The 22,719-nt window shown below is 67.5% G+C and carries 30 protein-coding genes and 1 tRNA gene; 25 read left to right on the top strand and 6 right to left on the bottom strand.

Annotated features, from left to right (window positions below; genetic code table 11):
* Nucleotides 1–2 precede the first annotated feature (2 nt).
* Together ACSVDD_RS12665 and ACSVDD_RS12660 are read right to left on the bottom strand one after the other, a co-directional pair.
* Nucleotides 3–413 carry a hypothetical protein gene (locus ACSVDD_RS12665; protein ID WP_448189720.1) on the bottom strand — a complete coding sequence of 137 codons (411 nt, stop codon included), beginning with the start codon at nucleotides 411–413 and terminating at the stop codon, nucleotides 3–5.
* Between the two features lie 242 nt (nucleotides 414–655).
* Nucleotides 656–1,165, bottom strand: coding sequence for a YciE/YciF ferroxidase family protein (locus ACSVDD_RS12660; protein ID WP_448189719.1), 510 nt, complete (start codon nucleotides 1,163–1,165; stop codon nucleotides 656–658).
* Nucleotides 1,166–1,283: 118 nt separating this feature from the next.
* On the opposite strand from ACSVDD_RS12660, the gene ACSVDD_RS12655 reads away from it, so the two are divergent.
* Both ACSVDD_RS12655 and ACSVDD_RS12650 read left to right on the top strand, forming a co-directional pair.
* The gene (locus ACSVDD_RS12655; RefSeq protein WP_448189718.1) at nucleotides 1,284–1,484 is read left to right on the top strand and encodes a DUF6898 family protein; all 201 of its coding nucleotides are present in this window, start codon (nucleotides 1,284–1,286) and stop codon (nucleotides 1,482–1,484) included.
* Nucleotides 1,485–1,716: 232 nt separating this feature from the next.
* Nucleotides 1,717–2,016, top strand: coding sequence for a hypothetical protein (locus tag ACSVDD_RS12650; RefSeq protein ID WP_448189717.1), 300 nt, complete (start codon nucleotides 1,717–1,719; stop codon nucleotides 2,014–2,016).
* 94 nt (nucleotides 2,017–2,110) lie between these two features.
* On the opposite strand, the gene ACSVDD_RS12645 is transcribed toward ACSVDD_RS12650, so the two are convergent.
* The gene (locus tag ACSVDD_RS12645) at nucleotides 2,111–2,554 is read right to left on the bottom strand and encodes a Ros/MucR family transcriptional regulator (protein WP_448189716.1); all 444 of its coding nucleotides are present in this window, start codon (nucleotides 2,552–2,554) and stop codon (nucleotides 2,111–2,113) included.
* Nucleotides 2,555–3,041: 487 nt separating this feature from the next.
* On the opposite strand from ACSVDD_RS12645, the gene rpiB reads away from it, so the two are divergent.
* From rpiB to ribD, 4 genes are all read left to right on the top strand, one after another.
* Nucleotides 3,042–3,479, top strand: coding sequence for a ribose 5-phosphate isomerase B (rpiB, locus tag ACSVDD_RS12640; RefSeq protein WP_448189715.1), 438 nt, complete (start codon nucleotides 3,042–3,044; stop codon nucleotides 3,477–3,479).
* Between the two features lie 33 nt (nucleotides 3,480–3,512).
* Nucleotides 3,513–4,802: a serine hydroxymethyltransferase gene (gene glyA, locus ACSVDD_RS12635; RefSeq protein WP_448189714.1), complete on the top strand. Its 1,290-nt coding sequence runs from the start codon at nucleotides 3,513–3,515 to the stop codon at nucleotides 4,800–4,802.
* Between the two features lie 32 nt (nucleotides 4,803–4,834).
* Nucleotides 4,835–5,296: a transcriptional regulator NrdR gene (gene nrdR / locus ACSVDD_RS12630; protein ID WP_448189713.1), complete on the top strand. Its 462-nt coding sequence runs from the start codon at nucleotides 4,835–4,837 to the stop codon at nucleotides 5,294–5,296.
* Between the two features lie 78 nt (nucleotides 5,297–5,374).
* Nucleotides 5,375–6,484, top strand: coding sequence for a bifunctional diaminohydroxyphosphoribosylaminopyrimidine deaminase/5-amino-6-(5-phosphoribosylamino)uracil reductase RibD (gene ribD, locus ACSVDD_RS12625; RefSeq protein ID WP_448189712.1), 1,110 nt, complete (start codon nucleotides 5,375–5,377; stop codon nucleotides 6,482–6,484).
* Here ribD and ACSVDD_RS12620 read toward each other — a convergent pair.
* Nucleotides 6,466–7,092, bottom strand: coding sequence for a TetR/AcrR family transcriptional regulator (locus ACSVDD_RS12620; RefSeq protein ID WP_448189711.1), 627 nt, complete (start codon nucleotides 7,090–7,092; stop codon nucleotides 6,466–6,468). The two genes, ribD and ACSVDD_RS12620, sit on opposite strands and share 19 nt — an antisense overlap.
* Before the next feature lie 116 nt (nucleotides 7,093–7,208).
* On the opposite strand from ACSVDD_RS12620, the gene ACSVDD_RS12615 reads away from it, so the two are divergent.
* The 10 genes from ACSVDD_RS12615 to ACSVDD_RS12570 all read left to right on the top strand — a co-directional run bounded on the left by ACSVDD_RS12615 (nucleotide 7,209) and on the right by ACSVDD_RS12570 (nucleotide 15,935).
* The gene (locus tag ACSVDD_RS12615) at nucleotides 7,209–8,030 is read left to right on the top strand and encodes a metal-dependent hydrolase (protein ID WP_448189710.1); all 822 of its coding nucleotides are present in this window, start codon (nucleotides 7,209–7,211) and stop codon (nucleotides 8,028–8,030) included.
* Between the two features lie 207 nt (nucleotides 8,031–8,237).
* Entirely contained in the window at nucleotides 8,238–8,825 is a 588-nt protein-coding gene (locus tag ACSVDD_RS12610; protein ID WP_448189709.1) for a riboflavin synthase, read from the top strand.
* Nucleotides 8,822–9,961: a 3,4-dihydroxy-2-butanone-4-phosphate synthase gene (gene ribB / locus ACSVDD_RS12605; RefSeq protein ID WP_448189708.1), complete on the top strand. Its 1,140-nt coding sequence runs from the start codon at nucleotides 8,822–8,824 to the stop codon at nucleotides 9,959–9,961. The genes ACSVDD_RS12610 and ribB overlap by 4 nt, the downstream gene beginning before the upstream one ends.
* A gap of 6 nt (nucleotides 9,962–9,967) precedes the next feature.
* Nucleotides 9,968–10,432, top strand: a complete 465-nt coding sequence (gene ribH, locus ACSVDD_RS12600; RefSeq protein WP_448189707.1) for a 6,7-dimethyl-8-ribityllumazine synthase — start codon at nucleotides 9,968–9,970, stop codon at nucleotides 10,430–10,432.
* 33 nt (nucleotides 10,433–10,465) lie between these two features.
* Nucleotides 10,466–11,008 (top strand): transcription antitermination factor NusB, encoded by a 543-nt coding sequence (nusB, locus tag ACSVDD_RS12595; RefSeq protein ID WP_448189706.1) that lies wholly within the window; start codon nucleotides 10,466–10,468, stop codon nucleotides 11,006–11,008.
* Nucleotides 11,009–11,106: 98 nt separating this feature from the next.
* Entirely contained in the window at nucleotides 11,107–12,075 is a 969-nt protein-coding gene (gene thiL / locus ACSVDD_RS12590) for a thiamine-phosphate kinase (protein WP_448189705.1), read from the top strand.
* A 248-nt stretch (nucleotides 12,076–12,323) separates the two neighbouring features.
* Nucleotides 12,324–12,782, top strand: a complete 459-nt coding sequence (locus ACSVDD_RS12585; protein WP_448189704.1) for a hypothetical protein — start codon at nucleotides 12,324–12,326, stop codon at nucleotides 12,780–12,782.
* Nucleotides 12,783–13,034: 252 nt separating this feature from the next.
* A complete protein-coding gene (locus ACSVDD_RS12580; protein WP_448189703.1) occupies nucleotides 13,035–15,152 on the top strand; it encodes a sodium-translocating pyrophosphatase in 2,118 nt (705 codons plus the stop codon).
* Nucleotides 15,153–15,289: 137 nt separating this feature from the next.
* Nucleotides 15,290–15,514 carry an AbrB/MazE/SpoVT family DNA-binding domain-containing protein gene (locus ACSVDD_RS12575; RefSeq protein ID WP_448189702.1) on the top strand — a complete coding sequence of 75 codons (225 nt, stop codon included), beginning with the start codon at nucleotides 15,290–15,292 and terminating at the stop codon, nucleotides 15,512–15,514.
* A 1-nt stretch (nucleotide 15,515) separates the two neighbouring features.
* A complete protein-coding gene (locus ACSVDD_RS12570; protein ID WP_448189701.1) occupies nucleotides 15,516–15,935 on the top strand; it encodes a type II toxin-antitoxin system death-on-curing family toxin in 420 nt (139 codons plus the stop codon).
* Nucleotides 15,936–15,959: 24 nt separating this feature from the next.
* Here the strand turns inward: ACSVDD_RS12570 and ACSVDD_RS12565 are convergent, their stop codons facing one another.
* A complete protein-coding gene (locus ACSVDD_RS12565) occupies nucleotides 15,960–16,427 on the bottom strand; it encodes an outer membrane protein assembly factor BamE (RefSeq protein ID WP_448189700.1) in 468 nt (155 codons plus the stop codon).
* 137 nt (nucleotides 16,428–16,564) lie between these two features.
* Between ACSVDD_RS12565 and ACSVDD_RS12560 the strand changes: the two genes are divergently transcribed.
* From ACSVDD_RS12560 to ACSVDD_RS12525, 8 genes are all read left to right on the top strand, one after another.
* Entirely contained in the window at nucleotides 16,565–17,134 is a 570-nt protein-coding gene (locus ACSVDD_RS12560; protein ID WP_448189699.1) for a ubiquinol-cytochrome C chaperone family protein, read from the top strand.
* Between the two features lie 54 nt (nucleotides 17,135–17,188).
* On the top strand, nucleotides 17,189–17,758 hold the full coding sequence (locus tag ACSVDD_RS12555; RefSeq protein ID WP_448189698.1) for a YceD family protein: 570 nt from the start codon (nucleotides 17,189–17,191) through the stop codon (nucleotides 17,756–17,758).
* Between the two features lie 102 nt (nucleotides 17,759–17,860).
* Nucleotides 17,861–18,040 carry a 50S ribosomal protein L32 gene (gene rpmF, locus ACSVDD_RS12550; RefSeq protein WP_448189697.1) on the top strand — a complete coding sequence of 60 codons (180 nt, stop codon included), beginning with the start codon at nucleotides 17,861–17,863 and terminating at the stop codon, nucleotides 18,038–18,040.
* A 49-nt stretch (nucleotides 18,041–18,089) separates the two neighbouring features.
* Nucleotides 18,090–19,142, top strand: coding sequence for a phosphate acyltransferase PlsX (plsX, locus tag ACSVDD_RS12545; RefSeq protein WP_448189696.1), 1,053 nt, complete (start codon nucleotides 18,090–18,092; stop codon nucleotides 19,140–19,142).
* A gap of 1 nt (nucleotide 19,143) precedes the next feature.
* Entirely contained in the window at nucleotides 19,144–20,121 is a 978-nt protein-coding gene (locus ACSVDD_RS12540) for a beta-ketoacyl-ACP synthase III (protein ID WP_448189695.1), read from the top strand.
* 95 nt (nucleotides 20,122–20,216) lie between these two features.
* Nucleotides 20,217–20,555: an integration host factor subunit alpha gene (locus tag ACSVDD_RS12535; protein WP_448189694.1), complete on the top strand. Its 339-nt coding sequence runs from the start codon at nucleotides 20,217–20,219 to the stop codon at nucleotides 20,553–20,555.
* A 23-nt stretch (nucleotides 20,556–20,578) separates the two neighbouring features.
* Nucleotides 20,579–21,067 (top strand): MerR family transcriptional regulator, encoded by a 489-nt coding sequence (locus ACSVDD_RS12530; RefSeq protein WP_448189693.1) that lies wholly within the window; start codon nucleotides 20,579–20,581, stop codon nucleotides 21,065–21,067.
* 96 nt (nucleotides 21,068–21,163) lie between these two features.
* A tRNA-Pro gene (locus tag ACSVDD_RS12525) sits at nucleotides 21,164–21,240 on the top strand.
* A 62-nt stretch (nucleotides 21,241–21,302) separates the two neighbouring features.
* Here the strand turns inward: ACSVDD_RS12525 and ACSVDD_RS12520 are convergent.
* Nucleotides 21,303–22,106 (bottom strand): calcium-binding protein, encoded by an 804-nt coding sequence (locus tag ACSVDD_RS12520; protein ID WP_448189692.1) that lies wholly within the window; start codon nucleotides 22,104–22,106, stop codon nucleotides 21,303–21,305.
* A gap of 320 nt (nucleotides 22,107–22,426) precedes the next feature.
* Here ACSVDD_RS12520 and ACSVDD_RS12515 point away from each other — a divergent pair, with 320 nt between their 5' ends.
* Nucleotides 22,427–22,717, top strand: coding sequence for a hypothetical protein (locus tag ACSVDD_RS12515; RefSeq protein WP_448189691.1), 291 nt, complete (start codon nucleotides 22,427–22,429; stop codon nucleotides 22,715–22,717).
* The last annotated feature ends 2 nt before the right edge of the window (nucleotides 22,718–22,719 follow it).

The raw sequence follows: 22,719 nt of genomic DNA, 5'->3' as shown, positions 1-22,719 counted from the left end.
GCTTATTGCAGCGAGGACTGGCGGCCGACCGGGACGATGAGGACGCGGGCGATCGACGCCTTGCCGATCAGCTTCTGCGCCGCCTCGTCGAGCCGGGCGCGCAGCGCGGTGGCGTTGGCGATGTTGCCGCGGACGATCCAGCCCTGCTCGACCGCGTTGTAGACAACGGTCAGCACCGCGTCCTGTATGCGCGTGATCTGCAACTGCGCGTCCGGCAGCTTGGCGGCGTCGGCCAGTTCCATGGTGACTTCATAGAGCGCGTACTTCTCGATGCGCCCTTGATAGACCACCGGGACCATCAGCGACTTGATGCGCACCGACGGCGGCAGGGCGGCGTCCTTGCTCTCCGCAAAGGCCGCCGGAGCGCCGGCCAGAACGGCAAGGAAAGCAAGGGCGGCGACGGTCGGGCGCATGCGCGGGGTAATCCCAAAGGAGGCGGCGCCACTGTACGCCCGACCGCACCTCCCGGCAATGGCGGTTCATGCGTTGCAGGACGATGGCTCCTTTAGGGGCGCGACGGCGCCCCCGCGCCTCCGTGGGCGCGAAGGCAAGGGGCCGGACGGCCCCGCCCGCCTCGCGCGCAAACTTCGTTTGCGCTGACGGCGTCAGGCGGATCGAAGATCCACCGAGAGCCGTCTGAGGGAAAAGATAAAGATCAGGCCGCCTTCTGGCCTGCCTGGAGCGCCTTCTTGTTGATGTCGCCGATCGCCAGTTTGTTCAGGCGCTTGTCGGTTTCCTTCTCCTCGTTGAGCGTCTGCTCCAGAAGGCCGGCGACATTGGTCAGGCCGCAGCCCTGGGCATAGGCGTGCAACGTACCGTAGCTGGCGATCTCGTAATGCTCGACCTTTTGGGCGGCGGCGATCAGCGCGGCGTCGGTCACCTCCGGCGCCATGCCCATCTCCAGGATTTCCTGCGCTTCTTCCAGCAGGGCCTTCATCGCCTCGCACGGCTTGCCGCGGGTGCGGGTGTCGAGTTCCTCGAAGCATTGCTCCAGGCGTTCGATCTGGCCCTGGGTCTGCTGCGCGTGTTCCTCGAACGCGGTGCGCAGGGCCTCGGACTGGACCTTCTTCGCGAGCTTCGGCAATGCCTTCAGGATCTGCTTCTCGGCGTGGTAGATGTCGCGCATCTCCTCGATCAGGAGATCCTGCATCGTCTTGGCGGCCATGGGTTCGGCTCCCTGAAACTTGAACGGGGAATTTTATGAACGGGTTGGCCGAACCAACAAGGCCACGCACCTGCGGTTCCGGGTCTGTGCTATCATCGGAAGGGGAATGGAGAAGGGCATGGCGAATATGCCGGAAGACGAGGTGCTGCTCGAATACGTGCGGCTCGGGCCTTACATGAAGGTGATGGCCATCGACGCGAAGACGGGCGTCGAGGTTTCGGTGGCCGGGCCGGCCGTGGGGTGCCGCGAACTGCTGACCCGCACCGCCATCAGCAAGCTGAATTACGTGATGCGGAAGAACGCTGGCAACGGCCGGTGAAACGATGCGGTGTCCCCATAAGGATCGCGCCCGCCGGTGGGACCGGGGGCGCGTTGTGAAGTCTCTGGCTTCTGCTGATGGTGAGCAATGACATCCAGGTACCGGGTCTGCGGGACCGGACCTCGTTGAACTGCTCGACGCCGATCCTAGACCCGATTCCGGCGAAGGACACTGGCGCAGGTGGGGTAACGCCTGTAGAACGGCGCTCGACGAACGATGGGGACGAGAAACGATGCGGCTGGTGTGGATGTCGATGGTCGTGGCTGTTTTGGGGACCGCCCTGGCGGCGCCGGTTGCCGACGCCGCGAACGTCTGCGTCAAGCCCATGGTTCCGGCCTGCATGAACGACGGCACGACCTTCGTCAGCGCCGACAAGATGCAGACCTGCCAGTTCGAGGTGAAGGACTACGCCGACAAGACCATGGCGTACCTGGCGTGCCTGTCCGACGAGCACCAGGCCACCGGCCAGGATCTCACCCGCAACATCGAGCGATTCAACTGCCGACTGTCGGGCCGGCCGAACTGCGGCTGACCGCCCGGACTCGACCTGTAGACTTAAACCGTGCAAACGCAACCGGCCGGCCCTCGCGGTAGGGGCCGGCCAGCAATGCGTGCGGAAACGGTGATCAGCCGGCGCGGCGGCGCGTCGTGCGGCCGGCGTTGCGGCCCAGGCCGATTCGCTTTGCGAATTCCGAGCGTTGCGCCGCGTAGTTGGGGGCGACCATCGGGTAGTCGGGCGGAAGTCCCCAACGCACCCGGTACTCGTCCGGCGACATGTTGTAGGTCGAGCGAAGGTGCCGCTTGAGCATCTTCAGCTTCTTGCCATCTTCGAGGCACACAATGAACTCGGGCGTGACCGACTTGCGGATCGGCACCGCCGGCTTCAGCGGCTCGGCCGGCGTCTCGCGCGGACCGTTGTTCAGGCCCGTCAGCGACGAGTAGACGGTGTTGATGACATCGGGGATCTGCTGCGAGGGCAGCACGTTCTTGCTGACATATGCGGAAACGATTTCTGCCGTCATGCGCAGCAGCCCGTTGTCGGGTGAATCGGAGCGGAGCGGGTCACTCATTGCACAGTGTCCTGGCTTTTTCGTTTTGGCAGTAGCAACCAAGTTGCATACCGTGATTTGGGTGTCAATATAAATCCCGCAAGTGGTAAGTGGCTTATTTGTTTCTCCGAGAACTGACGATGGGGCAGTAAATTAGCGGTGTCTCAAACCAGCCTCGTCGGCCGGCATCCGCGGCGGGTTTATGACAGCACTAGTGGGGTGCAACAGGCGCGGAGCATGGAAGACATGCTCGGCAATTGAGCAAACCGTGCCACGGCCCAGATTTGGCTGGTGTGCTTATTCCGTCCTATGAACAACGCAGAGGTGATGCCGCGCCGCGGTTTTTCAGCGGATGGGGCGCGTATGGCTGCCCTGTCGCGAGGTGTACGCTGATCGTTGTGTCGAACTGGTGATCCGCATCGACATCTGGTAGGTTGCTGCGCGTATCGTCTGGGGGTGGCGTGGCAAGGCCCACGGCGGCACCCCCGATTGTCCGGAGTTGCGTTCGATGACCGTGAAGACCGTTGCGCTGGCGTGCGATCACGCCGGCACCCAGATGAAGGCCGAGTTGAAGGACCTGCTCGCCGGGCGGGGGTACGAGGTGCTGGACCTCGGCACCGACGGGCCGGAGTCGGTGGACTATCCCGACTTCGCCGACGCCGTGGCGGCTGCGATTCGCGACGGCCGGGCGCAACGCGGCGTCTTGATCTGCGGCACCGGCATCGGTATCAGCATCGCGGCCAACCGCCACCGTCACGTGCGGGCGGCGCTGTGCACCGACGCCACCACGGCCCGGCTGACGCGCGAGCACAACGACGCCAACGTGCTGGCGCTGGGCGCCCGCGTCGTCGGCATCGAGGTCGCCAAGGATTGCCTCACCACGTTCCTCGACACGCCCTATGCCGGCGGCGAGCGCCATGGGCGCCGCGTGGCCAAGCTGGGCTGACAGAAGCGCTTGTCGTCTGAAAGGAAACTCTTGATGTACGCTCCGAACCCGACGTTCTTCTCCGCCACGCTGGCCGAAACCGATCCCGAGTTGGCCCGCGCGGTGCGCGACGAGCTGCTGCGCCAGCAGGACCAGATCGAGCTGATCGCCTCGGAGAACGTCGTCTCCGCTGCCGTGCTGGAGGCGCAGGGTTCGGTCCTCACCAACAAGTACGCCGAAGGTTATCCGGGCAAGCGTTACTATGGCGGCTGCGAGTTCGTCGACGTGGCCGAGAACCTCGCCATCGAGCGCGCCTGCAAGCTGTTCGGCTGCTCCTTCGCCAACGTGCAGCCGAACTCCGGCTCCCAGGCCAATCAGGCGGTGCTGCTGGCGCTGCTGCAGCCCGGCGACACGGTGCTGGGCATGTCGCTGGCGGCCGGCGGCCACCTGACGCACGGCGCCCCGCCCAACATGTCGGGCAAGTGGTTCAACGCCGTGCAGTACGGCGTGCGCCGCGACGACCACCTGATCGACTTCGACGAGGTCGAGCGGCTGGCCCGCGAGCACAAGCCGAAGCTGATCATCGCCGGCGGCTCGGCGTACCCGCGCGTGCTCGACTATGAGCGCTTCCGCGCCATTGCCGACGAGGTCGGCGCCTTCTTCATGGTGGACGTGGCGCATTACGCCGGCCTGATCGCCGGCGGCGTCTACCCGAACCCGTTCCCCTACGCCGACGTGGTCACCACCACCACTCACAAGACGCTGCGCGGCCCGCGTGGCGGCATGGTGCTGACGGATCGCGAGGACATCGCCAAGAAGATCAACTCGGCGGTGTTCCCCGGCCTGCAGGGCGGCCCGCTGATGCACGTCATCGCCGCCAAGGCGGTGGCCTTCGCCGAGGCGCTGCGGCCGGAGTTCAAAGCTTACGCCCAGGCGATGCTCGACAACGCCCGCGTGCTGTCGAAGACGCTCATCGAGGGCGGGCTGGACATCGTCTCGGGCGGCACCGACAGCCACATCGTGCTGGTCGACCTGCGCCCGAAGAACCTCACCGGCAAGGCCGGCGAGGCCAGCCTGGAGCACGCCGGCATGACCTGCAACAAGAACGGCGTGCCGTTCGATCCGCAGAAGCCGATGATCACCTCGGGCGTGCGCCTGGGCAGCCCGGCGGCCACCACGCGCGGCTTCGGCACCAAGGAGTTCACGCAGGTCGGTCAGATGATCGTCGAGACGCTCGACGGGCTGGCGGCCAGCAATTCGGGGGACAACACGGCCGTCGAGGCGTCGGTGCGGGAGCGGGTGCGCGATCTGTGCCGCCGTTTCCCCATCTATCCGACGCTCTGAGGAGCCGATAAACCAAGGGGGAAATGCCGGACATGCGCTGCCCGTTCTGCGGACACGATGATACCCAGGTCAAGGATTCGCGACCGACCGAGGACAACTCGGCGATCCGGCGGCGGCGTTTCTGTCCCGGCTGTGGGGCACGCTTCACCACCTTCGAGCGCGTGCAGCTGCGCGAGCTGACGGTGGTGAAGAGCGCCGGCCAGCGCGAGCCTTTCGACCGCGAGAAGCTGCTGCGGTCGATGCGCATCGCGCTGCGCAAGCGCCCTATCGACGCCGACCGCATCGATCGCGTGGTCAACAGCCTGGTGCGGCAGCTGGAGTCCTCGGGCGAGAGCGAAATCCCGTCGAAGCAGATCGGCGAGATGATCATGAACGCGCTGCAAACGCTCGATCAGGTCGCGTACATCCGCTACGCCTCGGTCTACAAGGACTTCCGCGAGGCGTCGGACTTCAACGAGTTCGTCGAACAGCTCGCCCCCGAGGCGCAGCACTGACCGTTTCCCCGCTGCCGTGCCCGCGTTCCGCGGGGACGGTGGGCGGGGACGGTTGTTGCCGTGTTGGGGGGCATTTCCATGACTCATTCCGCCGACGACCATCACCACATGCGCGCGGCGCTGGCGCTGGCCGCCCGCGGGCTCGGCAGCACGGCGCCGAACCCGTCGGTGGGCTGCGTGCTGGTCAAGGACGGCGTGGTGGTCGGCCGCGGCTGGACCCAGCCCGGCGGGCGCCCGCACGGCGAGACCGAAGCCTTGCGCCGGGCCGGGACGGCGGCGCGGGGCGCCACCGCTTACGTCTCCCTGGAGCCGTGCAACCATCACGGCAAGACGCCGCCCTGCTCGGAGGCGCTGATCGCCTCGGGGGTGGCGCGCGTCGTCGTCGCCTGCGAGGACCCCGACCCGCGCGTGGCGGGCAACGGCGTCAAGCGCCTGCGCGAGGCGGGCGTCCGCGTGGACGTCGGCGTCTGCGCCGACGAGGCGTGGGAGCTGAACCGTGGCTTCTTCTCGCGCATTCTGCACGACCGGCCGCTGGTGACGCTGAAGCTGGCGACCACGCTGGACGGCCGCATCGCCACGCACGGCGGCGAGTCGAAATGGATCACCGGGCCGCAGGCGCGGGCACTCGGCCATGGCCTGCGGGCGCGGCACGACGCCATCATGGTCGGCATCCGCACGGCGATGGCCGATGACCCGGAACTGACCTGCCGCCTGCCGGGTCTGGAAGCGCGCTCGCCGGTGCGCGTCGTCTTCGACAGCCGCCTGCGCCTGCCGCTGACTTGCAAGCTGGTGCGTACGGCGAAGCAGGTGCCGACCTGGATCGTCACCCGCGACGACTGTGACGGACTGCGCCGGCAGGCGCTGATCGACTGCGGCGTGCAGCTGGTGCCGGTGGCGTGTGATGGCTCCGGCCTGCCGGACCCGGTGCGGGCGATGGCGGAGCTTGCCAAGCGGGGGTTGACGCGGGTGCTGGTCGAGGGCGGGGCGACGCTGGCGGCCTCGCTGCTGCGGGCTGGACTGGTGGACCGGCTGGAGTGGTTCCGCGCCGCGCGGGTCATCGGTGGCGACGGCGTGGCGGCGGTGGCGGCGTTCGGGGTGGACGCGCTGAGCCAAGCCGCCGATTTCGGCCGCGTGCGGGTGCGCCGGGCGGGGGATGATCTGGTGGAGAGCTACGTGCGGCGGGAGTGAGATGCGGCGGGGCACTCCAGCAGCGCCACGCTGAGGCGAATCAGACTCTCCTCGAACTCCGGCGTGCCGGGAAGGCCCGTGTCCTCCAGCACGGCGGAGCGGATGGCGCCGAGAACGCTTCGGCTGACCACGAACATCGTGGCGGCATCGGGCGCCGGGAAATCGGGGTGGGCACGGCGGGCGAAGGCCGTCCGGGTGCGCTCCGTCACCTGCCGGACGGCGGCGACGGCTGGCGGCGTGTGGTCCAGCATCCACGCCCGCTTGAGCAGCAGGCGGCGGGCGGCGCCGCCCACGCCGAAGACGTCGATCAGCGCGCGGACGAACCGGCGGATGATCTCGTGGGGGTGGATGTCGGACGCTTCGGCTTCGGCCAGCAACTGCTCGAGATCGGCGGTGATCCGTCGGCGTTCGAAGTCGATCATCGTCAGCAGGATGGAGTCCATGCTCGGGAAATACTGGTAAAGCGTGCCGATGGAGAAGCCCGCGCGCTCCGCCACCCGGTTGGTGGTCAGCGCCTTTTCCCCGTCGCGGTCGAGAATCTGAAAGGTTGCCTCGAAAATTGTCCGGATGGTCCGCCAGGCACGTCCCTGGGTCGGACTTTTTCTCATGGTTTCAATGGGTTGATCTGGGTGGTCGGTCATGCTGACGGGGCCGGGGAATGCGAGTTTGGAAACCGAGCATCCCCCAGTATCGTTTCGCCGTCCACGACTTCCGGAGAGCTATGATGTCCAACCTTACCGTGCGCCGGCCCGCGATCGACGTGGCGGCCCTGGAGATGCCGCCGCAATGGCTGGGCGGGGATGCGTTCCGCACGCAGCTGTTCAACGCGATGTCCATGATGTTCCCGATCGGGGAACAGTATTTCATCGATTCCGCCCGCGAAGGCCTGCCGCTGATCGACGATCCCGCCCTGGCAGAGGACGTCCGCCGCTTCATCGGCCAGGAGGCGACGCACAGCCGGCTGCACAGGATCTTCAACGGGCGGCTTGAGGAGCAGGGGCTGCGCTTCGTGATGGAACCGTTCATCGCGTTCCGCATCCGCACCAGCACCTGGATCGGGCCGCTGAACAAAATGGCGGTCACCATGGCGTACGAGCATTTCACCGCCGCCTTCGGCGATGCCGTCCTCGGCCCCACCGACTGGCTGGAGGGCGCCTCCGAGCCGATGCGCGTGCTGTGGACGTGGCACGCGGCGGAGGAGAGCGAGCACCGTTCCGTCGTCTTCGACGTCTACCGGGCGGCTGGCGGCGGCTATGGGCGTCGCGTGGCGTGGTTCCTTTACGTGAGCATGCTGTTCACGATCGACAGCACGGTACAGACGCTTCACAACCTGTACCGCAGCGGCGCGCTGTTCCGCGCGAAGACGTGGCGGCTGGGGCTGCGCTTCCTGTTCGGCCGGCGGGGGCTGGCGGCGCTGATGGCGGGGGCGTGGTTCGCCTATCTCCGTCCGGGCTTCTCGCCCTGGGACGGCGCCGACACCGAGGCACCGCGGGCGTGGCTGGAGCGGAACGCCGCGTGGTTCGGCAATTCGGCCACCGCCGGGTGAGGGAGCGTCCCCCTTTGTCTCTCGCGCCAAGCGTTCAAGGGCGGGCCGGAGGCGGCGTCGGGCTCGCGCCGCCTCTGCTCCCTTTCTGAAGGGTGCGATGCGGGATGCCGGAGCGGTTGGCTCCGCTCCCGCGCAACAGTCCGTTGCGCGCCGCGCGTTGCGGATGCTCCTTCCCCAGTGCGCAAAAGCTGATTAGATTGCGGCCCTATGTTCACCGGCATCATCACCGACGTCGGCCGCGTCCGCTCGATCGAGCGCCAAGGCGACACCCGCTTCACCATCGAAACCGCCTTCGACATGGAGACGGTGCCGATCGGCGCGTCCATCGCCAACTGCGGCGTCTGCCTGACCGTCGTCGAGAAGGGGCCGGGCTGGTTCGCCGTGCAGGCCTCGGGCGAGACGCTGTCCAAGACCACGCTCGGCGGCTGGCGCGAGGGAACCCGCGTCAACCTGGAACGCGCCATGAAGCTCGGCGACGAGCTGGGCGGGCACATCGTTTCCGGGCACGTGGACGGGGTGGCGACGGTGGTGGACGTGCGGCCGGACGGCGAATCCGTGCGGCTCACCTTCGAAACGCCCGCGAATCTGGCGAAATACGTGGCGTCCAAGGGCTCGGTGGCGCTGGACGGCGTGTCGCTGACGGTGAACGAGGTGGAGGGTGCGCGATTCGGCGTCAACATCATCCCGCACACGCAGACAGCGACCACCTTCGGCGAGCTGAAGCCGGGCGACCGCGTGAACCTGGAAATCGACATGCTGGCGCGGTACGTGGCGCGGCTGGTGGGGCAAGAATGAGCGCGTCGGAATACCATTCCTACCTGTCGCCGACCGAGGAGATCCTCGAAGAGGCGCGCCAGGGCCGCATGTTCATCCTCGTCGACGACGAGGACCGGGAGAACGAAGGCGATCTGGTGATTCCGGCGCAGTGCGCCACGCCCGAGGCCGTCAACTTCATGGCCAAGCACGGGCGCGGGCTGATCTGCCTCGCCATGGACAGCGCGCGCATCGAGCGCCTGCACCTGCCGCTGATGGCGCAGCAGAACGGCACCCGGCACCAGACCGCGTTCACCGTGTCCATTGAGGCGCGCGAGGGGGTGACCACCGGCATTTCGGCGGCCGACCGGGCGCGCACCGTCCAGGTCGCCATCGACCCGGCCACCGGGCCGCAGGACATCACCACGCCCGGCCACGTGTTCCCGCTGCTGGCGCGCGACGGCGGCGTGCTGGTGCGCGCCGGGCACACCGAGGCCGCCGTGGACATCGCCCGCATGGTCGGGCAGATCCCGTCCGGCGTCATCTGCGAGATCATGAACGACGACGGCACCATGGCCCGCCTGCCGGATCTGGTGAAGTTCGCGCAGTTCCACGGCCTGAAGGTCGGCACCATCGCCGATCTGATCGCCTATCGCCGCCGCACCGAGACCATCGTCGAGCAGCGCCTCGTCGGCACGCTGGACAGCCGCTACGGCGGGCGCTTCCAGACCTACGTGTACGTCAACAAGGTGGCGTACGCCGAGCACGTCGCGCTGGTGCGCGGCGACATCTCCGGCGACGAGCCGGTGCTGGTCCGCATGCACGCGCTCAACGTGCTGGAAGACGTGCTGGGCGACACCTCGACCGGGCGCGACGGCGAACTGCACGCCAGCATGGAGCTGATCGCCAGGGAAGGCCGCGGCGTCATCGTGCTGCTGCGCGAGTCGCAGCCGGCCAACCTGTCGGCGGCGCTCAAGGCCCGCATGGAAGGGGCGGCCGGTGCTGGCGGCGAGCTGCGCGATTACGGCGTCGGCGCGCAGATCCTGCTGGACCTCGGCGTGCGCTCCATGATCCTTCTGTCGAACCGCAAGAAGACGATCATCAGCCTGGAAGGCTATGGGCTCACCGTCGTCGGGCAGCGGCCGATCCCGATGTCCGGGAACGGCGACGGGGAGTAGGCGGGCATGCCGGACACGCCGCACATCATGGTCATCGAGGCGCGGTTCTACGAGGACATCGCCGACGAACTGGCGAAGGGCGCCATCACCGAGATTGAGAAGGCCGGCGCCACCTACCAGCGTTACGCGGTGCCCGGCTGTCTGGAGATCCCGGCGGCGATCATGTACGCGGTGCGGTCCATGGACTTCTACTCGGCGCGCAAGCGGTTCGACGGGTATGTCGGGCTGGGCTGCGTGATCCGCGGCGAGACCACGCACTATGATATCGTGTGCAACGAGAGTGCGCGGGGCCTGCAAGACCTCGCGTTGCGCTACACGCTGGCTGTGGGCAACGGCATCCTGACCGTGGAGAACCGCGAGCAGGCCTGGGCCCGCGCCGGCACCGGCAACAAGAACAAGGGCGGCTTCGCGGCGCAGGCTTGCCTTGACATGATCGATCTGAAGCGCCAATTCCGCCTCTTCCCGCGCTGACCCCGCACCCTTGAAAAGACTTAGCAGAGCATCATGAGCAACGACGAAGCGCCGTCGCGCGCGAAACCGAAGCGTAACTCCCGGAGGACGTCCGGCGGCGGTTCGGCCAAGGCGCGGCGCAAGGCGGCCCGGCTTGCCGCGGTGCAGGCGCTCTACCAGATGGAGCAGTCCGGCACCGGAGTCGAGGCCGTCATCGGCGAGTTCGTCAAGCACCGCTTCGGCGAGGAGGTGGACGGCGCGCAGTTCGTCGCCGCCGACCCGCAGCTGTTCGGCGACATCGTGCGCGGCGTCAGCAACCGCCGGCCGGAGGTGGACGGGCTGGTGTCCACGGCGCTCGACCCCAAGTTCCCGCTGGAACGGCTGGAGATGCTGCTGCGCGCCATCCTGCGTGCCGGGGCGTACGAGGTGTTCGCGCACACGGGCACGCATCCGCGCATCCTGATCAGCGAGTACGTGGACGTGGCGCACGCCTTCTTCGCCGGGCGCGAGCCGGGGATGGTGAACGGAGTCCTCGACACCGTCGCACGCAAGGTCCGCGCCGAGGAACTGGCTCAGCCGGCGCCGGGTTCCTCGTAACGTCATGGCCGGGCTCGACCCGGCCATCCCGCGCCGCACATGGCAACGTCTCCGTGGATGCCCGGGTCAAGCCCGGGCATGACGGACGGAATGAAGTAATGACCAAGCCCCTCGGCGAGTTCGGCCGCATCGACCGCTTCTTCAAGCCACTGGCCGCCGGCTTTGCCGGGGCGCGCGGGCTGGCGGACGACGCGGCGGTGTTCGGCGTGCCGGACGGGAGGGAAATCGTGGTCACCGCCGACGCCATGGTCGCCGGCGTGCACTTCCTGGCATCCGACCCGCCCGGCGACATCGCCGCCAAGCTGCTGCGCGTCAATCTCTCCGACCTCGCCGCCATGGGGGCGGAGCCGCTGGCCTACACGCTGGTCACCGCGTTGCCGCGTGAACTCGGTGAGGACTGGCTGGCCGCCTTCACGGCGGGGCTGGCCGAAGACCAGCGGCGTTTCGGTATCCATCTGGCGGGCGGCGACTCCGTGTCCACCAGCGGGCCGATCACGCTGTCGGTGACCGCTTTCGGGCTGGTGCCGCAAGGGCAGGCGCTGCCGCGGCGGTCGGAGCGGATCGGCGATCCGGTGTTCGTCACCGGCCGCATCGGCGACGCGGCGCTCGGCCTTCAGGTGGTGCTGGGCAAGCTGGCCGGTCCGGGGATGGAGCCGCTGGTGGCGCGGCTGCGCCGGCCGGACCCGCGGGTGACGGTCGGGCCGCGGCTGCGCGGGCTGGCGGTGTCGTGCATCGACGTGTCCGACGGGCTGGTCGCCGATCTGGGGCATCTTGTCGAGGAATCGGGGTGTGCGGCGGTGCTGCACGCCGCCCGCGTCCCGGTGCCGGCGGTGGCTGGCGGCGATCCGGCGTTGCTGGCGCTGGCGCTGACCGGCGGCGATGACTACGAACTGCTGTTCACCGCACCCGAGGACGCGCGCGGCGAACTGGTGGCGCTCGCCGCCGAGTCCGGCGTGGCGATCACCGAGATCGGCCGCACGGTGGCCGGGCCGGCGGGGCGGGTGGAGGTGTTGGACGCGCAGGGCGAGCCGCTGGCACTGCCGCGGCGCGGCTGGGATCATTTCTGAAACCGAAGGCGCTTGATGTCTTTCATCAAGCGCCTTCGGTTCAACCCGGCAGCTCAATGCAACGCTCTCGCCCTTTGCCTATAGCAAAGGGCTGCCGCCAGCGCTTTCGTCCCGAAAGCGCGATAGGCATTGAGCGGGAGGGGCATACGGCCGGCCGATCATGAAGCATTCATGCGCCGGCCGTATGATTTAACCCGCCATAAAGTATCGGCGCCTTACGGTCAGGGCCGAACGATGGCGGACCCACCATGAAAGCGCTCTTCCTGTTGCTGTTCGGCTTGATGCTGCTGGGTGGGGCGGCGTTCGGCGGCTGGACGCTCTACAACAAGTTCATGGTCCCGCCGACCGCCGAGGAACTGGCGAAGAAGGAAGCCGAAAAGCCCCCGCCGCCGGTCGCTTACGTGCGCATCAACCCCATCGTCGTGCCGATGATCGGCAAGGACAAGGTTGAGCAGTTCGTCACCATCGTCGCCACCGTCGAGGTGGACGCCGCCAAGCAGCCGATCGCCCAGGCCAACACGCCGCGGCTGGTGGACGCGTTCATATCCGCGCTCTATGGGGGAATCGACGACAAGTCGGTGATGAGCGGCCCGCTGGTCAACATCCCCGCGGTGAAGGAAAAGCTGGCCGCGGCAGCCACCAAGGTGCTCGGCCCCGGCGTGGTGCAGAACGTGCTGGTCCAGGTGGTGACGCAACGCAACCTGTGACGAAAGGTACTCCTTTCGCAGGTGCGAATATGACTTTCGACAAGTCGTTTTTGTTTGGAAGCGATCTAAAGATCCCGCTCCGGCAATCCTAAAGTTTCAAAGCTGTCAATTCGTCGCGCTTCCTTGAGCGTGGCGGCTGTTGCATTGCTGTCCCCGCTTGGGCATGCTTCCCGCCGAAAATAGCAGCCCATTTGCACCGCGGCATTTGTTGCAGTGCGAAGTCGGGCTGGCGACAATTTTTTGGGGGAACGGATGACGGTAGGATTCCTTGTAGTCATCGCCTGCGGCCTCCTGGCGCTCGCCTATGGCGCGTATGCCGGGAAGCAGGTCATGGCCGCCGACGCGGGCTCCGCACGCATGCAGGAGATCTCGGGTGCGGTTCAAGAAGGTGCGCGCGCATACCTTAATCGTCAGTACACCACCATCGCCGGCGTCGGCGTGGTCATTCTCATCATCCTCGGCGCCATCCTCGGCCTGCCGGTGGCGTTCGGTTTCCTGATCGGGGCGGTGCTGTCGGGCATCGCCGGCTACGTCGGCATGAACGTGTCGGTGCGCGCCAATGTGCGCACCGCGCAGGCCGCCACCGTCGGCCTGGACCGCGCGCTGGACATCGCCTTCAAGTCGGGCGCCATCACCGGCATGCTGGTGGTCGGCCTGGGCCTGCTGGGCGTCGGCGGCTACTTCGCCATCCTGTCGATGATCTACAAGGTCACCGACCCGGCGCAGGCCCGCATCGTGCTGGAGGCCCTGGTCGGCCTGTCGTTCGGTGCGTCGCTGATCTCCATCTTCGCCCGCCTGGGCGGCGGCATCTTCACCAAGGGTGCGGACGTCGGCGCCGATCTGGTCGGCAAGGTCGAGGCCGGCATTCCCGAGGATGATCCCCGCAACCCCGCCGTCATCGCGGACAACGTGGGCGACAACGTCGGCGATTGCGCCGGCATGGCCGCCGACCTGTTCGAGACCTACGCCGTCACCATCGTCGCCACCATGCTGCTGGCCGCGATCTTCTTCACCGGCGACATCGTCCGCACGCTGCTGATGTACCCGCTGGTCATCGCCGCGGTCTGCATCATCGCCTCGGTCGCCGGCACCTTCATGGTCAAGCTGGGCCCGAGCAAGAACATCATGGGCGCCCTCTACAAGGGCCTCATCGGTTCGGCGGTCATCGGCGCCGTGCTGATCCTCGTCGTCACCGCGGTCATGTTCGGCTTCGCCCGGCCGATCCAGATGTCGACGGGCAGCGGCACCGCCACCGTCATCGTCACCGGCCTGAACTTCTTCGTCTGCGCGCTGGTCGGCCTGGGCGTCACCGGCCTGCTGGTGTGGATCACCGAGTACTACACCTCGACGTCGTTCCGTCCGGTGCGCTCGGTCGCCCGCGCGTCGGAGACCGGCCACGGCACCAACGTCATCCAGGGCCTCGCCGTGTCGATGGAAGCCACCGCCATGCCGGTGGTGGTCATCTGCGCCGGCATCATCATCGCCTACAACCAGGCGGGCGTGTTCGGCATCGGCATCGCCGCGACGACGATGCTGGCGCTGGCCGGCATGGTGGTGGCGCTCGACGCCTACGGCCCGGTGACCGACAACGCCGGCGGCATCGCCGAAATGTCGGAAATGCCGAAGGACATCCGCGTCACCACCGACGCGCTGGACGCGGTCGGCAACACCACCAAGGCGGTCACCAAGGGCTACGCCATCGGCTCGGCCGGTCTGGCCGCGCTGGTGCTGTTCGCCGCCTACATCCAGGATCTCGGGCACTACTTCCCGAACCTCGTCGTCGAGTTCAAGCTCAACGACCCGTACGTGGTGGTCGGCCTGCTGATCGGCGGCCTGCTGCCGTACCTGTTCGGCGCCATGGGCATGACCGCGGTCGGCCGTGCCGCCGGCTCGGTGGTGGTCGAGGTGCGCCGCCAGTTCCGCGAGATCTCGGGCATCATGGAAGGCACGGGCAAGCCGGACTACGGCCGCGCCGTCGACCTGCTGACCAAGGCCGCCATCAAGGAGATGGTCATCCCCTCGATGCTGCCGGTGTTCGCGCCGATCGTGCTGTACATCATCGTCGCCGCCATCGCCGGCAAGGCTCCGGCCTTCTCGGCCGTCGGCGCCATGCTGCTGGGCACCATCGTGACCGGCGTGTTCGTCGCCATCTCGATGACCTCGGGCGGCGGTGCGTGGGACAACGCCAAGAAGTACATCGAAGAGGGCAACCATGGTGGCAAGGGTTCGGACGCGCACAAGGCGGCCGTGACCGGCGACACCGTCGGCGACCCGTACAAGGACACCGCCGGCCCGGCGGTGAACCCGATGATCAAGATCACCAACATCGTCGCGATCCTGCTGCTGGCGATCCTCGCTCAGCTGGCCTGATCGACACGAAGTTGTACGTTACGGCCCCGGGGCGGCGACGCCCCGGGGTTTTTTCTTTTCTGGAAGCGAATTGACAGCCTCGGCAGGCCGCCCCATCGTTCTAACGGATATACGAACCGTCTAGCGAGGAGGCCGCCGTGCTGGCGCTCAAGCTCACGACCGTCGGGAACTCCGTCGGTGTCGTCCTGCCGAAGGAAGCCTTGTCCAAGCTGAAACTGGAGAAGGGCGACACGGTCTATCTCACCGAAACGCCGGACGGCTATCGGATCACGCCGTACAACCCGGACTTCGAGGAGCAGATGGGCACCGCCCGCACGATCATGAAGAAGCGCCGGAACGCCCTGCGCGAACTGGCGAAATAGGATGGCGTGGGTCTGGGTGGACGAGGCCGTCGTCCTGGCGATCCACGACGAGCAGTTGGCGGAGCATGGCGGCGCGTCCGCGGTCCGCGACCTGACGCTCCTGCAATCCGCGCTGGCGCGCCCGCGGCATCTCGAAGCGTACGGCGCACCGGACGCGGCGGCGCTGGCGGCGGCCTACGCCTACGGGATCGCGCGCAACCATCCCTTCGTGGACGGCAACAAGCGGACCGCGCTGGTCGTCGCCGAACTGTTCCTGGCGCTGAACGGTTACGAACTGGCGGCGGACGACGCGGCCTGCGTCACCGCCTTTCTCGCGCTGGCGGCTGGGACGCTCGACGAGGGCGCGCTGGCGGCGTGGTTCGCCGCAGGCATCAAAAACGAAAATGGGCCGGAGTCGCCTCCGGCCCGCCCGAAATCCTGAACCAATCCTGAACCGCTCAGCCGGTCAGCTGCCGGGGCCCTTGCCCTTGCTGTCCTTGGCGGAGAAGCGGCCGAAGTTGCCGATCATCTGCTCCAGGAAACCCATCTCGCGGCCGTGCGTCGGCGTGGTGCGCTCGACCATCTCGACGTCGAGGCCCTGGTTCTGGTCCAGCGTCTTCAGGTCGCTGACCACACCGGCGTCGTTGAAGTGCACGACGACGACCCGGCGCTCCAGCACGTCGGGCTTGAAGAAGGCGGTCTTTTCCGTCTTCTGCCCGATGTAGTACCAGACGTTCTGGTCGAAGGTGCCGACCGACGTGGGCGTGCCCAGCAGGCTCGCCACCTGATCGCGGGTGGTCGTCCCGGTCTGGATGGTGGCGACCGCATCGGGGTCGGTCAGGTTGCCTCGCGTCGCCAGGGTGGGCGTGCAGGCGGCGGCCGTCAGGCCCAGGAGGGCGACGGCGATAACGCGGGAAGGAGTCGATCTGGTCATGGCGCTCGGCTAGGATGAGGCATCCACGGGGCGGCCATGCGCTCAAACGAGCGAAAGCCCTGAACCCCAAGACGAAGGGACAATCGCACCCGGCGGTTGGCCCTGTCAACGACTCCGCCGAGTTGGGAGCCACAAGCGTGTTTGACCGCCTGCCCGGAAGCCCTTTCGGGCGCCTGTTCGGCCGCTCGCGCGAGCAGCGCGCCGCCGCCGACCTCTATTCGCGGATCGTCGCCCAGGCGCGCCGGCCGGAGTTCTACGACACGCTGGGCGTGCCCGACACGCTGGACGGGCGCTTCGACATGGTGGCGCTGCACCTGTTCCTCGCCATGCACCGGCTGAAGGGGCAGGGGGCGGCGGCGGACGCGCGCTCGCGCCGCCTGTTCGAGGTGGTGACCGCCGACTTCGAACGCTCGCTGCGCGAACTCGGCGTCGGCGACCAGGGCATCTCCCGGCGCGTCACCGCCATGGTCGGCGGCGTCAAGGGCCGGGTGATGGCCTACGATGCGGCGCTGGCCATCGGCGAACAGGCTGTGGAAGTGGCGCTCGACAACAATCTCTATGGCACGGTGCCGGAGCCCGATCCGCGTGACCTCGCCGCCATGGCCGGCTATATCCGGCGCGAGGTGGCGGGCCTCGCCGCGCAGCCGCTGGAGTCGCTGCTGGCCGGCGACATCCGCTTCGGCGCGCCGCCAAAGAAAATGGAGTAGGGGCGAGCCGCCCGGACTTCCGGGCTGTTAACCCGAATGGATAGGAATGAACCCATGCAGAACCATGTGCCGCCCCCCGAATTCTCGCGCCTCGTGAAAGCCGATTCCGTGCAGCAGCGCGGCGAGGTGGTCGAGGTGATCGAGGCCGACGAGGCGGAGCGCACGGCGCTGGCCGCCCGCTTCGAGCTGGAGGCCATCGGCCGCCTGAAGGCCACCGTGCGCCTGACGCGCACGCAGGGCGGCGAGATGGTGCGCGCCGTCGGCGAACTGGAAGCCGACGTGGTGCAGACCTGCGTCGTCACGCTGGAGTCGGTGCACAATTCGGTGAAGGAGCTGTTCGAATCGCTGTTCGCGCCGCCGGCCCTGGTGCCCGACACCCCCGACGACATGGACTTCGACGCCAGCATCGCCGACGAGGACATCATCGAGCCCATCGTCAACGGGCGCATCGACATCGGCGAACTGACGGCGCAGCACCTGTCGCTGGCGCTCGACCCGTACCCGCGCTGCCCCGGCGTCGAGGTGCCGGAAGAACTGCGCGGCGACGAGGACGAGGTGGTGGAGGAGCGGCCCAACCCCTTCGCTGCGCTCGGGCGCCTCAAAGGCTCGCAGCAGGAAGGTTGATCGGGCTTGCCCTTGGCGCGGGTTTGCCCTATTGAATGCGGCTCGCGCTGGGCGGCCTCTCATCGGGCCGCCTTTTCCAATGAGTTAAAGTGAGTTTCGGCCATGGCTGTTCCGAAGAAGAAGACCTCCAAGTCGCGGCGCAACATGCGTCGGTCGCACCACGCGCTGACGACGTCCGCCTATCACGAGTGCAAGAACTGCGGCGAGCTGAAGCGTCCGCACCATGTCTGCACCTCGTGCGGGCACTACGACGAGCGCGAAGTGGTGAAGACGACGGCTTGATGTCGGTTCGGCCGGCCGCCACCCGTTTGTTCCAGGGAGCCTGTCCTCGGTGAGCCAGCGCCTGACCATAGCCCTCGACGCCATGGGTGGGGACCACGCCCCCGACATGGTGGTCGCAGGGGCGGCCCTCGCCCGTGAGCGTTTCCCGGATGTCCAGTACCTGCTGTACGGGGACTCCGCGCGGATCGAGCCGCTGCTCGAAAAGCATCCGGCGCTGAAGGCGGTGGCGCAGGTCATGCACACCACCGAGGCGGTGGCCGGCGACGCCAAGCCGGCGGTGGCGTTGCGTGCCGGGCGGCAGTCCAGCATGCGCCTCGCCATCGACGCGGTGGCGGCGGGCAACGCGGCTGCCGTGGTCTCGGCCGGCAACACCGGCGCGCTGATGGCGATGGCGAAGTTCGTGCTGAAGACGCTGCCGGGCATCGACCGGCCGGCGATCGCGTCGTTCTTCCCGACGCAGCGCGGCGAGAGCGTCATGCTCGACCTCGGCGCCAACATCGAGTGCACGCCCGACAACCTCGTCCAGTTCGCGCTGATGGGGTCGGTCTTCGCGCGCACGGTGCTGGGGCTGCTGGAGCCCACGGTTGGGCTGCTCAACATCGGCTCGGAAGACGTCAAGGGCAACGAGACGGTGCGCGCCGCGGCGGCGCGGTTGCGGGAAGCGCCGTTCCCCGGCCGATTCTATGGATTCGTCGAGGGCAACGACATTGCGGCCGGCACCACCGACGTGATCGTCACCGACGGCTTCACCGGCAACGTCGCGCTGAAGACCGCCGAGGGCACCGCCAAGCTCTACGCCGAGTTCCTGCGCCGCACCTTCCAATCGTCGCTGATGGCGAAGCTGGGCTATTTGCTGGCGCGCTCGGCCTTCAACAAGCTGAAGCAGCGGGCCGACCCGCGCCGCTACAACGGCGCCATGTTCCTTGGCCTGCGCGGCGTCTGCGTGAAGAGCCACGGCGGCACCGACGCCATCGGCTTCGCCAACGCCATCGGCGTCGCGGTGAACCTGGCGACCAACAGCTTCAACGAAAAGATCAAGGCGGAGATGCACCGCCTCGGCGGCGACAGCACTCTTCCCGACACCAAGGCGGCGGCGGTCTGATATGGCGAAGCGTTCCCGGATCGTCGGCTGCGGCGCGTACCTGCCGGCCAACGCCGTTTCCAACAAGGATCTGGAGGCGCGCGGCGTCGACACGTCGGACGAGTGGATCGTCCAGCGCACCGGCATCAAGTCCCGCCACATCGCCGCCGAGGGCGAGATGACCTCGGATCTGGCGGTGGCCGCGGCCCGCGCGGCCCTGAACCACGCCGGGCTGGACGGCTCGGACATCGATTGCATCATCCTGGCCACCACCACGCCGGACAACACCTTCCCCTCGACGGCGACCAAGGTGCAGGCGAAGCTCGGCATGAGTCGCGGCTTCGCGATGGACGTGCAGGCGGTGTGCGCTGGCTTCGTCTACGCGCTGTCGGTGGCCGACACTTTCATCAAGGCCGGTCAGGCGACCCGCGCGCTGGTGATCGGCGCCGAGACCTTCTCGCGCCTGCTGGACTGGAAGGACCGCACCACCTGCGTGCTGTTCGGCGACGGCGCCGGTGCGGTGGTGCTGGAGGCCGTGGAGAGCAAGGGCGACTCGGCTGAGCGCGCGGTCTTGTCCACCCACCTGCACTCGGACGGCCGATTCTACGATCTGCTGTACGTGGACGGCGGCCCGTCGAGCACGATGACCACCGGGCACGTGCGCATGCACGGCCAGGAGATCTTCCGCCACGCCGTCACCAAGCTGTCGGAAGTGGTGGAGGAGGCGCTGGTCGCCAATGGGCTGGAGGCGGCGGACGTCGACTGGCTGGTGCCGCATCAGGCCAACCAGCGCATCATCGACGGCATCGCGCGCAAGCTGAAGCTGCCGTCGTCGAAGGTCGTGCTGACGGTGGACCGGCACGGCAACACCTCGGCCGCCTCGATTCCGCTGGCGCTGGCCGAAGCGGTGCACGATGGACGCGTCAAGCGCGGCGACCTGATCCTGATGGAAGCCATCGGTGGCGGGTTGACGTGGGGCTCCGCGCTCGTCCGCTGGTAGTGGGCCGCTGGTAGTGGGCACTCCCAACCTTTTGAATTGACGAGGTTCTCCTCGCGCATTACCGTTTCCTCCGAGGCTCGCGGGGGAGACTTTTCATGTCGCAGAACACCGTCACGCGCGCGCAGTTGAGCGAGGCCGTCTACCAGGAGGTGGGGCTGTCGCGCAACGAGTCCGCCGATCTGGTCGAAAGCATTCTCGACGAGATTTCCGACGCGCTGGCGCGTGGCGAGATGGTCAAGATTTCCTCCTTCGGCAGTTTCCAGGTCCGCTCCAAGGGCGAGCGGGTCGGCCGCAACCCCAAGACGGGCGAGGAGGTGCCGATCCTGCCGCGCCGCGTCCTGGTCTTCCGCGCCAGCCACGTGCTGAAGAACCGCATCAACCAGGGTCTCGCCGAAGTCGAAGCGGCGCAGACGCGCGTCAAGGCCGTGTCGTGACCCTTGGCTAGGGCTCTCTCCGCATGTTGAAGGCAGAGGGCCCGGTGAAGTCGCCCCCCGTAAAATCGACGACAGCGTTCCGCACCATCAGCGAGGTGTCCAGCGACCTGGACGTGCCGCAGCACGTCCTGCGGTTCTGGGAGACCAAGTTCCCGCAGATCCGCCCGCTGAAGCGCGGCGGCGGCCGGCGTTACTACCGGCCCGAGGACGTGGACCTACTGCGGCGAATCCAAAGCCTGCTTTACCACGAACGCTACACGATCAAGGGCGTGCAGCGCCTGCTGAAGGAGAGCCGGGGCGCCGTGCCGCCGACTCCGGCGCCTTACCCGGCCGCGGAAGAGGGCGACGACGAGCCGGCGATGCCGGACCTGTTCGCCGACGAGCTACCCCTGGTGCCGCCGGGCGTGGAATTGGCTGCTTCGGAATTGCCCGACACGGCGCGCCGCGAGATTGAGGCGGTGATCGGCGAGCTGCGCGACCTGCGGGTGCTGTTGGCGGTCCGCCGGGCGTGACGCACTTCTTGCCGCAAGGGCGTAAAAAGGTCACCGGAACCCGTTGCGTCCTCCATCGGGCGCCGCTATAGTCCCGGCCCGCACCGGTTCCAGGTTCGGAGCGTAGCGCAGCCTGGTAGCGCATCAGACTGGGGGTCTGGGGGTCGCAGGTTCGAATCCTGTCGCTCCGACCATTGCTGGAATCGGGCGGAAAGCCCCGGAGCCCAACGGCTCCGGGGCTTTTCCTTTGCCCACCTCAAATCGGCACGAACCACCCTGGATCGACCCGCGATGGCGGGATTCCCAGCAGCGTAATGTCGTCCGTCGCCGACATCCTGACCACCGCGTTGCCGAAACCATCCCCACCGACGGTAAAGCCCATGCCCGCGGCCAACCCGATCCTGTCGCCGTCGATGGGCGAGAAGTCCGCGATAACGTCGTGCCCGCTCCCCGGCTGGAAGGCGAAGAGGTCCGCTCCGCCCCCTCCCTTCAGCCAATCATTGCCCTGGTCGCCCCAGAGCGTGTCCTGATCAGGGCCGCCGAACAGCGTATCGTCATCCCGCCCCCCGTGCAGGAGATCGTTCCCGGCGCCCCCGAACAGGGTGTCCCGCCCCGGTCCACCGGTCAGCGCATCGTTGCCGGCTCGACCATCGAGAATGTCGTCGAGCGCGGTCCCGGCGATAACCTCATTTCCGATGCTGCCGACCCTCACGACGCCGCTTGGATTCGGCACCACGCGTGTCACCACCGTCGGCGTCGCAGTCGTGACCATGTCTGTGGTCACCAGCGGAGAGGGCGCAAACGGCGAGGTCACAAACGGTGTGGTCCCATGGAAGAACGGGTCCGTGGGAAGCCCGGTGCTCACCTGCCCGGTGCTGATGGTGACGGTGTTCCTGAAAGGGTCGATGCTTGTCCTGCCGACGCCAACCCCGGTGCTGGTGAAAAAATCGCCGTCGCTCATGACCAGTGACACATTGAAAGGATCGCTGCTGTTGACGACGCCCGATCCAGAGACGTCAAGAAACGGGTCGCTGCCGGTTCCAAAGATCGTAACGGTCATAGTGCTGCCCTCCCATGACTGACGCACCCAGTGCCGCCACGGAGTCAACGCTGCAGACAGCATCCGTGCTCCCCGCCTCCCTGAAATAGTTCGATCGCGTACGGTCTTGGCCGGTGAAGTCTAACGCATCGCGTCCGATGCCTTGCGCGCTGGCGAGACAATTGACCCTCCATCTCGACATCCCGACCTGGATCTCGGTCTCGAAGGCTGGGGGTAGCGGGATTTCCTGTGTCCGGCCAACAGCGGCGGTTATGGTTAAGGCGAAATTAACCAAAACGTGCGAGGGTTCGAAGGTCCGAACATCAGAGCACTTGCCGCAAATGTCCAGCAATCGACTGAGCGTGATCCCGGCGACCGACGACTCCGTCCTCCCGGTTCCAGAGACCTCGCTGAATCGCGAGCCGGACGTTCAACTCGCCGCCATGGTGCCGCAGAGCGTCAAGCGTGCCGTGCGTCGCCGCGCCGAGGAGGAGGGCACCACCGTGCGCAGCGTCCTGTTGCGCGCGCTCAAGCTGGCCGGCATCGCCGAGGTGGACGATACCGAGATCGCCGACCGCCGCGTCGCCGCCGGGGCTATGCGCTCCGGCCTGTGGCGCACCGCGCGGCGCTGACG

The sequence above is a fragment of the Azospirillum terrae genome, assembly GCF_053470425.1.
Note: the sequence above shows the minus strand (reverse complement) of the source record. Positions and strands in the feature narration are given on the sequence as shown.